Origin of the sequence: Pseudobacter sp. (genome assembly GCF_051955275.1) — a bacterium.
GTDB lineage: Bacteria > Bacteroidota > Bacteroidia > Chitinophagales > Chitinophagaceae > Pseudobacter.
On record NZ_JBQCGW010000148.1, the window covers coordinates 1 to 13,827 of the forward strand.

At 50.1% G+C, this 13,827-nt stretch carries 9 protein-coding genes; 5 read left to right on the plus strand and 4 right to left on the minus strand.

From position 1 onward, the window contains the following. From ACTHMC_RS12640 to ACTHMC_RS12655, 4 genes are all read right to left on the minus strand, one after another. Window positions 1–584: HAD-IB family hydrolase (locus tag ACTHMC_RS12640; protein ID WP_440413490.1), on the minus strand; the 584-nt coding region annotated here is incomplete at its 3' end. After that, window positions 581–1,312: an SDR family oxidoreductase gene (locus ACTHMC_RS12645; protein ID WP_440413491.1), complete on the minus strand. Its 732-nt coding sequence runs from the start codon at window positions 1,310–1,312 to the stop codon at window positions 581–583. The genes ACTHMC_RS12640 and ACTHMC_RS12645, both read right to left, overlap by 4 nt. A gap of 24 nt (window positions 1,313–1,336) precedes the next feature. Further along, a complete protein-coding gene (locus ACTHMC_RS12650; protein WP_440413492.1) occupies window positions 1,337–2,671 on the minus strand; it encodes an FAD-binding protein in 1,335 nt (444 codons plus the stop codon). Between the two features lie 20 nt (window positions 2,672–2,691). Beyond that, window positions 2,692–3,588 (minus strand): decaprenyl-phosphate phosphoribosyltransferase, encoded by an 897-nt coding sequence (locus tag ACTHMC_RS12655; RefSeq protein ID WP_440413493.1) that lies wholly within the window; start codon window positions 3,586–3,588, stop codon window positions 2,692–2,694. A 113-nt stretch (window positions 3,589–3,701) separates the two neighbouring features. Here ACTHMC_RS12655 and ACTHMC_RS12660 point away from each other — a divergent pair, with 113 nt between their 5' ends. From ACTHMC_RS12660 to cls, 5 genes are all read left to right on the plus strand, one after another. Continuing rightward, window positions 3,702–5,321, plus strand: a complete 1,620-nt coding sequence (locus ACTHMC_RS12660; RefSeq protein WP_440413494.1) for a hypothetical protein — start codon at window positions 3,702–3,704, stop codon at window positions 5,319–5,321. A 44-nt stretch (window positions 5,322–5,365) separates the two neighbouring features. After that, window positions 5,366–7,459, plus strand: a complete 2,094-nt coding sequence (gene recG / locus ACTHMC_RS12665; protein ID WP_440413498.1) for an ATP-dependent DNA helicase RecG — start codon at window positions 5,366–5,368, stop codon at window positions 7,457–7,459. A gap of 73 nt (window positions 7,460–7,532) precedes the next feature. Next, window positions 7,533–11,273 carry a DUF7948 domain-containing protein gene (locus ACTHMC_RS12670; protein WP_440413495.1) on the plus strand — a complete coding sequence of 1,247 codons (3,741 nt, stop codon included), beginning with the start codon at window positions 7,533–7,535 and terminating at the stop codon, window positions 11,271–11,273. Between the two features lie 10 nt (window positions 11,274–11,283). Continuing rightward, window positions 11,284–12,378, plus strand: coding sequence for a PorP/SprF family type IX secretion system membrane protein (locus ACTHMC_RS12675; RefSeq protein ID WP_440413496.1), 1,095 nt, complete (start codon window positions 11,284–11,286; stop codon window positions 12,376–12,378). Window positions 12,379–12,414: 36 nt separating this feature from the next. After that, on the plus strand, window positions 12,415–13,827 hold a 1,413-nt coding region (cls, locus tag ACTHMC_RS12680; RefSeq protein ID WP_440413497.1), incomplete at its 3' end, for a cardiolipin synthase.

Below are 13,827 nucleotides of genomic sequence, written 5' to 3' on the forward strand. Positions count from 1 at the left end.
GGTTTAAAAAATGATACGGTGGCAAGTTCCAGCATGGGCTTGTCACCGTTTGTATCTCCGTAACAGAAGATCTGATCGTATTGTGAAAGATCGTATGATTCGCGGATGCGGCGGACCTTCTCCTCACCATGGCAGTTCAGTCCTTCGATCTTACCTGTGATATGGCCTTTGTCCACCTGCATACGCGTAGCGATCAGCTTCAAGCCATTGGCTTCACACCATGGAGCCAGCCAGTTCTCAGGAGAGGCGGACACCACTACCACAGAAGCACCCTGTGATTTCAGCTGCATGATCTCTTTCAACGCCTTTCCTCTCAATACCAGTGGTATGGCTTCTTCTGCGTACTCCTTGCAAAGCTGGTTGAACCTGTCTGCAGCCAGTTTGCCGAAAAAGAAGCGGAGCACCCGTTGCTTGGCAGCATGATTACTGATAAGCCCCAGCTTGTACAGAACGATGAACGGACTGTTCAGCAGGAAGCCGAACATGAATTTACCCGGACCAAAAGTGTACCGGATCATTTCGAGCATGGTATCCTTACTGGTGATGGTTCCGTCGAAATCGAAAAAAGCAATCCTTCTACTCACAGCTTTAATTTTTTAAACATGAATTCAGGGATCGAGCAGATGATGAGCATGATCCAGCGCCAGAACCATTTTACGTATACCACGTTCTTCTTTTTAGCCACGGCATTGAACACGGTGTTGGCCACATCCTCCGGTTTGGCAGTGAGCATGGGAGGCAGTTTCATGTTAGCAGTCATGGCGGTATACACAAAACCAGGTTGCACGGTGACTACATGTACGTTCTCATGGAACATCCGGTTTCGTAGACCGGAGAGATAGGCTGTAAAACCAGCTTTGGCGCTTCCGTACATATAATTGCTCTGCCTGCCGCGTTGTCCGGCCACAGAACTGATGCCGGCAATCACGCCTGCTTTCCTGGAAGCAAAATAATTGCTGATCACATTCAGGATGGATACAGCACCGGTATAGTTGGTGTGAATGATCTTAGCTGATTCCGCCCAGTTGGCGCGGGCAATTTCATTATCTCCCAGGTACCCGAATACGCAGATGGCAACATCGGGCTTCTGCGTGAGCCCTTCAAAGAAAGCGGCATGGCTTTCAAAGTTGAGGGCATCAAATTCATGCAGGGTGCAGGTGATATTGTAGCGGATGCCGAGATCGGACTGAAGTGCCTGCAGGCGGCCGGTATTGCGGGCTGCAAGCTGCACATGGAATCCTTTTGAGGCATATTTCTTTGCTATTGCCACAGCCATATCGGATGCAGCGCCAAGAATAAGTACGGTAGGCATTATGATTGTTTTCTCTTTGTGTTTCTATTTTGTAAGTTCAAGCCTGTCGGACTGAATGGAGCGGATCTTTCCATCAGGATTGTACTTCTGTACAATGGATTTGAATTCCTGGAGCCTGGGGTAACCAGCTTCCAGCATTTCCGGTTTCATGCGCGCATCCTTGCTCATGTACAGCCTGCCGCCATATTTCAGCACTACCTGGTCCAGTTCGTCCAGGAATTCAAAGAGGCCTTTGCGTACGGGGAAATCCAGGGCCAGCGTATAACCTTCAAAAGGAAATGAGATGAGGCTATTCTCCTGTTTGCCGAATACTTTCAGCACTACCAGGAAGGAACCCATGCCTTTGGCGCCGATGCGGCGGAGGATATCCACCAGTCCTTCTTTGGCTTCCAGCGGCAGCACAAACTGATACTGCACAAATCCTTTCTTTCCATAGCAGCGGTTCCAGTGCAGGAGCGCATCCAGCGGATAAAAGAAGGGCTCATAGGTGACCACGTTACTGATTTCCTTCTTTACATTTTTATTGTAATAGAGAAAATTGAATGCCTTCACGGTGAGGGTATTCAAGCTCCAGGAGGGGAAGTTGAAAGGAATGGTGATGGCCTTCTTCTTAGGCAGTGCCAGTGGGGCGCTGCGTTGTTTTTCATTCAGTTCCTCGGGTTTGGCAAACTCTCCGATGGTCATAATACCCCGGCCGAAACTATTGCCTTTCTGCAGGCAGTCGATCCAGGCCATGGAATAAGTGAAATGTTTGTATTCTTCAAACAGCCTGATCAGCTCATCCAGGTTGGCGGCCTTGATCTGTTTCTGTTTGATATAAGAGGAAGGGATCTTTTTTAATTTGAATTTAATTCGGGTGATCATGCCTGTTAGTCCCATGCCACCGCAGGTGGCTTCAAAGAGATCGGCATGGTCTGTTGGGGAGCAGGTAACCTGTTTGCCGTCTGCCAGGATGATGTCCATATCCACCACGTGCTGCCCGAAAGTTCCATCCACATGGTGGTTCTTGCCATGCACATCGCTGCCGATGGCGCCGCCAACGGTAATGAACTTGGTGCCGGGTGTAACAGGGAGGAACCATCCTTTGGGCACTATCACTTCCAGTATCTGGTCGAGGGTGAGCCCGCTCTGGCATTCGAAAATGCCATTGGCAGTATCAAAGGAGAGGATCTTGTCGTATTTGAGGGTATTGACGGTTTCACCGGCCAGTGAGGCATCGCCATAACAGCGGCCGTTTCCACGGGGAATGAAGTGTGGGCTGGTACGGATGATTTCCTGTAACTGTTCATCATAAGAGAACAGTTGCTCGTCACTTTCCATAGCTGGGTAATTGCCCCAGTTGGCGATCACTTTTTTCATAACAAACTTGCCAGGACGTTTTATTTATCAAAAATCGTTACATCTTTCATATACAAAATGAAAAAGAAACTGGCAATCCATAAGAGGAGGGTAACCTGGATAAATCGGTCTTTGTACAGGATCTCGGTAGGCGAACCGGCCTTATTGAGAACGAAGGTGATTTGCAAATATCGCATAATTCCTGCAATCACAAAAAGGGCGGTATAATAGATACGGTGGCCGAACTGGCTGTAAAGCACTGCGGAAGAGACCGTATAATTGATATATGTCACTATTAGTATGGCACAGATCAGGCCCAGCATGATATTCAGGTAATCCAGGTTATAGCCTTTGATCACCTTGCGCATATCCTGTCCTGTAGTGGCTTTCAGCATAACATCATCCCTTCTTTTGGCGATAGCCATAAAAATGGCCAGGAGGAAGGTCATGATGGTCAGCCAGTGGCTCAGGTCAACTTCGGCCAGGATGGATCCGCCTTTTACCCGCAGAACAAAGCCGGTGGCCACAATGATCATGTCGAGAATACTCACATTCTTCAACCCGAAACAGTAACCGATATTCAATACATAATACAGTGTTGTAACGAAGAGGAACTTGCCGCTGCTATCCAGCAGGTAGCTGATCAGCAGGCCACCTGCCATGAGGAGAAAACAAATCACGAGGGCAGTGTTCTTACTCACAGAACCCGCTGCCAGCGGGCGTTTGCACTTGGTGGGATGTTTCCGGTCAGACTCGATATCCCGGTAGTCGTTGAGAATATAGATACTGCTGGCCAGTAAACTGAATGCAAAGAAACCTCCGATAAGTAATTCAAATTTGTACAGGTTGAAGAGTTTTCCTGCAAAAAAAGAAGGTACGAAAAGGAACAGATTCTTGGCCCAGTCCTTAGGCCGCAATAATTTAATATAGTCTCGCATGAGGCTTGCTATCTGGGCGCAAGATACAGCCAAATCCCCGAAGGTGCAATACCACTAAAAGGTTAGGGCCTGATCATTTCCATGTTCAGGGGATGCACATTATATTTGTTAATATGAAACGTTTACTGGCAATTGCCGAAATCCTGGTGATCGTGGTGATAGCGATCGCTCCCCTCTTTGCCGTTTTCCCCTACCGGATCAATATTTTCCTTAGCTGGGAAGGCGCGTACCGCATGTCAACCGGACAACTACCGTACAAAGACTTCGGGATCCCACTGGGTTATATGTACTGGGTAATACCCGCCGCATTCTTCAAGATCTTTGGTCCTCAGTTGATCACGCTGGTAAAAGCACAGGCATTTATCAATCTCTTATCAGGATTCGCCTTCCTGAGCATTGCCAAAAGCCTGAAAATACAGCCCGGACTACGTTTCCTGGGCGTACTGCTCTTCAGTCTTTCTTATACCTTCCTTAATTACTGGCCATGGTATAATCATACCGTGATTGTGTTTGAGCTGATCGGCATCGCCTTCCTGCTGAAATACATCACCAGTTCCCAGTCCCGGAAACAGATGCTCTGGCTGATCCCCGCCGGCATGTTCCTTTTCTTCTCCTTCTTCACCAAACAGGATGGCGGCGCACTGGGCTTCCTCATCTGCCTGGCATTGCTGGGGTATTCAGCGCTGACGGAAAAGAAATGGCTGCCTGTTTTTGTGTTTGCAGGTGCAGCCGTGGTTACGGCCCTGGCCATGATCCTGCCATTCACAGGCCATAATTTCGGTTACTGGTTCAATCATGGACAGCCACCGCATACCAGCCGCGTTTCTGCGAAAGACTTTGTGCAGGAATTCATGAATGGCTCGATGTGGCTCAAGTTCTACCTCTTCATCATTGCATTGCTGCTGATGGTGACCATTAAGAACTGGAAAGAATACTGGCGCAATAAATCCGAGATGATCTTTACCCTGCTCACACTGGGCATTCTGGCCGAAGCGGCCATCTTCCAGGTGACCAGCTATGTGCCGGCCGACAATAATATCTTCTACCATAGTTTCGCATTCATTTTCATTTTCACGGTGCTTGCCCGCTTTCTGCCGATCGACTGGAACCAGCGCAAATACATCATCGTAGGAGCGCTGGGTGTAATGATGTGGTGGAGCCATATGGTGTGGAAATACTTCGAGCGCTTTGTATTCAAAGGAGGCGGCACACCGGTTGCTTCCACCGTGTATAACGGTATAGAGTACCCGAACGTAGTGAACAGGAATACTTATATCCTCAGCCTGGATACCACGGATGTTCCGCTGAGCCAGTGGCGTGTGCCCAATCTCAAAACATTTGAGAAGATACTGGTGCCTGGTCCTACCGTAGACGGTATCGAAAGACTGATGGCCAATCCTGTTATCAAAAAGCAGGACCTGAAAGTGCTGAACATGAGCGAGCTCACCACCCTTGCTGCAGAGATCCCTTATTCACTGGAAACCGGCGATTACTATCCGCTCTGGTTCCACCAGGGAGTAGGTATGTTTGACAAACAGACCGATATGTTTGTGGACCGTATCAATAAAAAACATTACGACCTCGTGCTCTACGAGTATATTCCATACGCCAATAATTTCTATCCGTTCCGCGTGCGCGAAGCGTTGCTCAAGGGATACAAGCAGATCGATGTATTTCCTGCAGTGCGCAAACCAAGCAGCAATTCCTGGATTGAAGTGTATGTGAAAGAATAGGTTATTTTTGCTCCAAATTTTTTAGCATTTCCGGAACGCCGAACATATTAGCCAGCCCTATTGAATACCTGAAGGGAGTAGGTCCCCAGCGCGGGGAGATGATCCGGAAGGAACTCAGTATTCACACTTTCCGCGACCTGCTGGAGTATTATCCGTTCAGGCATGTGGATCGCACCCGGGTGAGCCTCATCCGGGAGATCACGCCCAATACGGACTATATCCAGGTGGCAGGGAGGGTCATGAGCGTGGGGGTGATCGGCGAGAAAAGGGCCAAAAGGCTGGTGGCCGAGATCCGCGACCAGAGCGGCACCATGGAGCTCATCTGGTTCCAGGGCATCAATTATATGGAGAAAGCCGTTACTGTCGGCTCAGGCTTCCGCGTATTCGGGAAGGTCAGCTTCTTCAATGGCCAGGCCCAGATGACGCACCCGGAGATTGAATCACTCCAGGAAGTGGGGAAGGAAACGAAGAGTTACCTGGAGCCTGTTTACAACACCACGGAAAAGCTCAAAGCCCGCGGCCTCGGCGGCAGGCAGATCGGCAAGCTCACCCAGACCCTGGTGGCGCAGCTCCGGGAGAAGGACCTGCCGGAAAACCTGCCGGACAGTGTTTTGAAACAAGGCAAATTCGTCAGCCGTTTCCAGGCTTTGCAGCATATTCATTTTCCTCCCTCGGCAGAAGCCTGGGAGGCAGCCATGAACCGCCTCAAGTTTGAGGAGTTCTTTGTGGCCCAACTGAGGCTCAGCCTCATCAAAAGTCAGCGCCACCGCTTCTCAAAAGGAGTGGTCTTTTCCCAGGTAGGCGAGCTGTTCAATAATTTTTATGAGCACCATCTTCCCTTTGAACTCACCGGGGCGCAGAAAAGAGTGGTGAAAGAAATAAGAAAGGATGCAGGCTCCGGCAGACAGATGAACCGCCTGCTGCAGGGAGATGTGGGCAGTGGCAAAACAATTGTAGCATTACTGGTGATGTTGCTGGCTGCCGACAATGGCTACCAGAGTTGCCTCATGGCACCTACGGAGATCCTGGCCCGGCAGCATTATGCCAATATCGCCAAACTGCTGAAAGACCTTCCCGTGAACGTGAAGATCCTCACAGGGACCACCAAAAAATCAGAAAGAAAGAAAATACTGGAAGAACTGGCTGATGGCAGTCTCCATTTCATCATCGGCACCCATGCCCTGGTGGAAGATCCCGTGATCTTTCATAAACTGGGATTGGCCGTGGTGGATGAACAGCACCGGTTTGGCGTGGCGCAAAGGGCCAAATTATGGGCAAAAGCAGCCATTCCACCCCATGTGCTGGTGATGACGGCCACCCCCATCCCCAGGACCCTGGCCATGACCGCTTATGGCGACCTCGATTACAGCGTAATGGATGAGCTTCCACCCAACCGTAAGCCCATTCAGACCGTACATCGTTATGAACAGAGCCGCAGCCAGGTAATGGGATTCATGCGGTCGGAAATTGAAAAAGGAAGACAGGTTTACATCATTTTCCCGCTGATAGAAGAATCGGAGAAAATGGACTATGAGAACCTGATGAAAGGATATGAGAATGTAAAAGCATATTTCCCGGAACCGAAGTTCTGGATCAGTATGGTCCACGGAAGACAGACCAACGAAATACGGGAAACCAATATGCAACGTTTTAAGGACCACGACACTCAGATTATGGTAGCCACCACAGTGATAGAAGTAGGCGTGGATGTACCGAATGCAAGCGTAATGGTGATAGAAAGTGCCGAGAAATTCGGTTTGTCGCAGCTGCATCAGCTCAGAGGACGTGTAGGCCGCGGAAGCGAGAAGAGTTTTTGCATTTTATTAACAAGCAACAAACTGAACAATGATGCGCTTGAGCGGTTAAAGACGATGGTGGCGACTACAGATGGATTCAAGATCGCGGAGAAAGACCTGGAGCTGCGCGGGCCCGGTGATATCGAGGGGACCAGGCAAAGCGGAATGCTGAATTTCAAGCTGGCAAACATATTACAGGACAGGGAATGGCTGGAGCTGGCCAAAGAAATGGCGGGCTATATCATCGACACTGATCCTGACCTGAGCTCGGCAGAAAACCTGCCTCTCAAAAACTATCTGCAATCCTTACAGGGCAAGACTGCCTGGAGTAAGATATCATAAAATTTCCGCAGGTGTTACCGCTCCTGGTACTACCATAACAGATATTATTTCAGTAAATTGTAAAAAAGAAATCTTGGGCAGGAAAAATCTGATAGCCGTTGCATTGTTTTGCTTCGCCACCCTACAATTATCCGCACAGAGTGGTTCCGGCTCCTTTGAATTCGTTGAGAACAAGGGCCAGTGGGAAAGGGAAGTCAAATTCAAAGGGGAATTTTCTTCAGGTGCATTCTTCTTAACCTCCCGTGGGTTTTCCGTGAACCTGCATCACCCGGATGATCTCGAACGTTATTACAAGAATTATCACGTTGGACATGGCGATCATAGCGGCGGCATCAGCCGCCCTCCACGCAATACAAAGGTCAGCACCAATGCTACCCAAAACCCCAGTGATCCCGGCAATGGTGGAGGTGGTACCAATCCTCCCGGAGAGCCCATCGTTGTCAGAGGACATACCTACAAAGTGATCTTCGCGGGCAGCAATCCCAACCCGGAGATCGTTCCGGAAAAACAGGTGTCCAACAACACCAGTTACTTCATTGGCAACGATCCTTCCAAATGGGCAAAAAACGTAGGCACATTCACAGCACTTACCTACAAGAACGTATACGATGGAATCGATGTACGTTATTATGCAGACTACGGCAATCTCAAATATGATATCATTGTCCACCCGGGCGCAGATCCCAATAAAGTGGTGATGCAGTATGAAGGCGTGGAGAAATTATCAGTAAAAAGCGAGGAGCTCAACATCAAAACTTCGGTTGGTACCGTACGTGAGCGTTATCCTTACGCTTACCAGTTTGATATGAACAGTGGCAAGCAGGATGTTGAATGCCGTTTTCAGGTAACCAGCAGCAATACCGTACAATTTGCAGTAAAGAATTATTCTAAGACCAGCACGCTGGTGATAGATCCCACTGTGATCTTTGTATCCTTCACCGGTTCCTTTGCCAGTGAATACGGGTTTACAGCTACTCCCGGACCTGACGGATCTTTGTTTTCCGGCAGTATCGTTTTCGGTGAAGGCTTCCGCACCACACCCGGTGCTTACAAACAGAATTACCAGGGTGGTTCCGGCGACCGTGGCACGGATGTAGGCATCTTCAAATTCACTCCCACCGGTCAGCGCGCATGGGCTACCTATGTTGGCGGCGGCGATTCAGAATATCCGCATAGTCTTATCTGCGACGCTGCGGGCAACCTGGTGATGATCGGACGTACTTATTCAGGCAGCTCCTTCCCCATGAGCCCGGGAGGCAGTATCCATGGCGGCGGTGGCGATGCAGATCTCTTTGTTACCAAGCTCAGTGCAGACGGTTCCACCCTGATCGGTTCACAGGTGATCGGCGGAAGTGGCCCGGACTGCGTGAATTACCAGGAAAGACAGCGCAGCAATGGCTCAACTCCTCTTGTGGCTTCCACCATGCGCTTTTACGGAGATGATTCCAGGAGCGAAGTGGTACTGGATGGAGCAGGCAATATTTATGTTGCCGCACAAACACAATCACTCGGTACTGACAGGTTCTACACTACGGCAGGTGCTTTTCAGACCGCACCCGGCGGCGGACGCCAGGATGGCGTGGTGCTCAAACTCGACCCCAATTGTCAGAATATCCTGTGGAGCTCATTCCTGGGTGGAAGTGGGGATGATGGTGCTTTCGTACTGGCCGTGCATCCCGTTACCGGTGATGTTTACGTGGCCGGCACTACCAACAGCGCCGACCTGCCCGGTGGTTCCACCGGCTCTTACCAGCCTTCCCTTGCAGGCAGCATGGATGGTTTCATTGTACAGATCTCCAATAACGGAGCCAATGTGATCAAAAAGACATATCTCGGTACCGGCGCATTCGATGCCATCTATGGTATCCGTTTCGACCGCAATTACTATCCCTATGTGATGGGCACCACCGAAGGTGGCAACTGGCCCATTGTAAATGCAGCTTATGGCCGCGCAGGCTCCAGCCAGTTCATTGTAAAACTGAAACGTGACCTCACAGGCGTTGAATACAGCACTGTCTTTGGTAACGGTGCCCCACAACCGAATATATCTCCGGTAGCCTTCCTGGTTGACCGTTGCGAGAACGTATACATTTCAGGATGGGGTGGCTGGATCGCACCAGGACAGAACCCATATGGTACGGGCGGTGTAGTGGGTATGCCCATCACGCCGGATGCATCCAAGTCTACCACTGACAACCGCGACTTCTACTTTTTTGTGATGCAGAAAGATGCCGTTGCACAGTTATACGGTTCCTACTTCGGACAGATGGGAGGTGAAGGCGAGCACGTGGATGGTGGCACCAGCCGCTATGACGAGCTCGGTGTGATCTACCAGGCCATCTGCGCCAACTGCTTCCGCTCCAGGTTGTATCCCATGAACTCCCCTTTCCCTGTTACACCCAATGTATGGTCGCAACAGAACGGATCAGGAGACAATGGCTGTAACCTTGCTGCTGTGAAGATCCGCTTCAACTTCGCAGGTGTGATCTCAGCACCAAAATCATATTTCAATGGCAAGCCGGATACACTCGGTTGTGCGCCGTTTTCAGTGACCTTCCGCGACACCATCGACAATGCACAGATCTATGAATGGGATTATGACGGAGACGGCATCACCGATGATATCCAGAACGGCCCCCAGGGTGCTTTCACTTACAATAATGTAGGCACTTACCGGGTAAGATTGATCGCCGTTGATTCTAGCAGCTGCAATATCCGCGATACTGCTTATCTCAATATCGTGGTGCGTAACGACAAGGCGGATATAGATTTCACCTGGCGCAAGATCGGCCCCTGTGAATCCACCGAATTTGAATTGCTGAACCTGTCAACCCTCTCTGCTCCGGCAGCCGGCAAGCCATTCCTGCCCACTTCCTTTACCTGGGATTATGCTGATGGCTCACCAACTGTGACTATGGGGCTGGGCAACCCAACACATAAATTCTTCGGACCAGGCACTTACCCGGTTAAGCTGATCCTGGCCAATGACGACCGCTACTGTAACTCTCCGGATACGGTGGTCAAGAACCTGCGTATCGCCACCAATGTGCGCGCGCAGTTTGTTACACCACGGATGGGTTGCCAGCCTTATGAAGCGGTATTCAACAATACCTCCGTAGGTGGCCATGATTTTGAATGGGACTTCGGTGATGGCAGTCCGGTCTCAACCGTAGAGAGCCCAACGCATCTCTACCCCAACCTCGGCACTTATACCGTCAGGCTGAGAGCATATGATACTTCCACCTGCAACAAGGTGCACGATACCACTTTCACTATCACCGTGAATCCGAAACCGGTATCCCAGATCTCACCAGCCCTGCAGAATACGGATATCAATAAACCGGCTGTATTCAACAACAACTCCACCGGAGGCGTGAGGTATAAATACATTTTTGGCGATGGTGAAGAGCGTACCAAAACCACCATGGACACCACGCAGCACCAGTACAATGCCACCGGTACTTACAATGTGATGCTGGTTACTTTCAACCAGTATGAATGTACCGACACCTCCTTTGCAGTGGTGAATGCCTGGGTAGAGCCGCTCCTGGATGTGCCCAATGCCTTTACGCCGGGTCGCGGAGGCAGGAACAGCCTCATCAAGGTGGAAGGTTTTGGTATCAGTTCCATGACCTGGAAAATATACAACAGGAATGGACAGAAAGTATTTGAGACCAATAGCCGCTTCGGCGCATGGGACGGTACTTTCAACGGGAAACTGCAACCTATGGATGTATACGTGTACACCCTGGAAGTACAGTTCACCGATGGTAAACGATTGACGAAAACAGGCGATATAACTTTGATTCGATAAATCATTTCACATGAGATCCAACCAAACGTCACCCGGAATGTGCAGCAAAAAGGCAGGGACAGGCTCCGGCAAAAGGCTTTCTGTTTGCCTCACCCTCGCAGGTTTGTTTTTCATGGGAACCATGCAGGCGCAGGACCTGCACTTTTCTCAGTGGTTCAATTCACCACTGAGCACCAACCCTGCCAATACAGGATTCATTCCCGATGCGGATTACCGGATCGGCGCCAATTACAGGAACCAGTGGTCTACCATCATGACCATGCCTTATAAAACCTACAGTGTATGGGGCGATGCGCAGATCTTACGCGACCGGATCACCAGCGGCTGGATGGGCCTTGGCGGCCTGATCCTACGCGACCAGGCAGGAAGCGGTAGCCTCACTTCCACCAAGGTGTACGGTTCCGTAGCCTACCACCAGATGGTGGGCGTTGCGCACCTGATCTCTGCCGGCTTCAATATCGGCTGGGTGAACAAGCGCATAAATACGGCGGACCTGAAATTTCCCGATCAGTTCGACGGCAGTTTCTTCGACAGCAAACTCCCCACCAGCGCGGTTCTGGATAATCCCAGCGTGAACTATTTTGATGTGCAGATGGGCCTCAACTATGCATTCTTCCCTACAGATAAAGTATATATCAATGCAGGCGTATCGGCCTGGCACCTCAACAGGCCCCGTGAATCCTTCTTCAATACAGATCCGGTAGGCGATGAAAATTCGCGTATCCCTATGCGTTATACCGCGTTTGTCAACGCCAGTATCAAAGTGCATGAAAATGTGATCGTGAATCCCATGGTCTACCATTCCCGCCAGGCAGAAGCGTCCGAAACCGTGGGGGGCGCATATGACCAGTACAACCTGGGAGAAGAAGGAGCCATGCAGGTGCTCGGCGGTATCTATTACCGCCCCGGGGATGCCATTATTCCCATGATCGGGTTTGAATGGAAGAGTATTCGTCTTACCTTCACCTACGATGCCACCAACTCAGGGCTCAAGCAGTATAACAATACCCGCGGCGCCCTGGAATTTGCATTGCAGAAGAACGGATATTACGACGAATACAATGGCGACCGCCGCCAGAGCCTTTGTCCTACCTTCAGGTACTAAGGTAACCCCGGCCCGGCCGCACCTTAACAATCAAATATGAGTCCTGTTACAGAGGTCATCCTCCTTGTATGCGTATACGCCCTGATGATCTTTACCATGATCCGTATCATTTTCGATACGGTGAATGTGAGTAAGGCATTGGGGTATCTTCTCCTCACCATTGTGCTGCCTGTTGCAGGCAGCATTGTTTATTTTGCACTGGGCGTCAATTACAGAAAGAGGAAAATATACAACAAGAAGGTCATCACCGATGAATACCTGCTGCAGGCGCTCCGCAAAGACATCGATGAATCCGCTCTTCACCTCCTCCAGACCCACCACGATGATGTAGGGAATTTTGCAGGGCTTGCCCGGCTCCTCATCAAGGATTCACTGTCCTTTCTCTCGCTCAATCATATCAAGCTCCTCCTCAACGGGGAAAACAAATTCCCGGATGTTATCAAGGCGCTGGAAGCGGCGCAAAGCACCATCCACATGCAGTATTATATTTACGACAATGATGAGATCGGCAACCAGATCAAGGCCATCCTCATGCGTAAAGCACAGGAAGGCGTGAAGGTCCGCTTCATCTACGATGATTTCGGCAGCAACGGCCTTAAAAAAAGATGGGTGCGCGAACTGGAAAGCGCTGGTGTGGAGATCTATCCTTTTTACAAGATCTACTTCGTATTCCTCGCCAGCCGGATCAATTACCGGAATCACCGCAAGCTCATCATCGTGGATGGTAAAACGGGCTTCACCGGCGGCATCAATGTATCCGATAAATACATCAATGGCGATGACCCCAAAAAGCTTTACTGGCGCGATACACATGTGATGATCGAAGGGCCGGCAGTACTGAACCTGCAATACCATTTCCTGGCCGACTGGAATTTCTGCTCCGATCAGAACCTCACTCCCAATAAAGAGATCTTTCCCGTTCCTGTGCGGCGCCCGGATTTTACGATGCTCACGCAGATCGCAGTGAGTGGTCCCGACTACCCGCGGGCAGATGTTATGCTCAGCTATTTTTCAGCCATCGCCAATGCCGAAAAAAAAGTATATATCACCACTCCATACTTCATTCCCAATAACAGCATTTACGATGCCATTAAAAAGGCCGCACTGAGCGGGTGCGATGTGCGTTTGCTCGTTCCCGGCATCTCCGATTCCAAAACAGTGAATGCAGCCACACAGTCTTACTTTGAGCCATTGCTGGAATGTGGTGTACGCATCTTCCTGTATCAGAAAGGCTTCGTGCATTCCAAGACCATCGTGATAGACGACACCCTCAGCATGGTTGGCTCCGCCAATATCGATTTCAGAAGTTTCGATCTCAACTTCGAACTCAATACCATCATATACGATCAGGCCTTCAGTGAAAAAATGACGGAGGTGTTCCACCAGGATCTGGAGAACTCGGAAGAAGTGATCTATGAAGAATGGATGAAAAGAAGTACACTGCGTCAG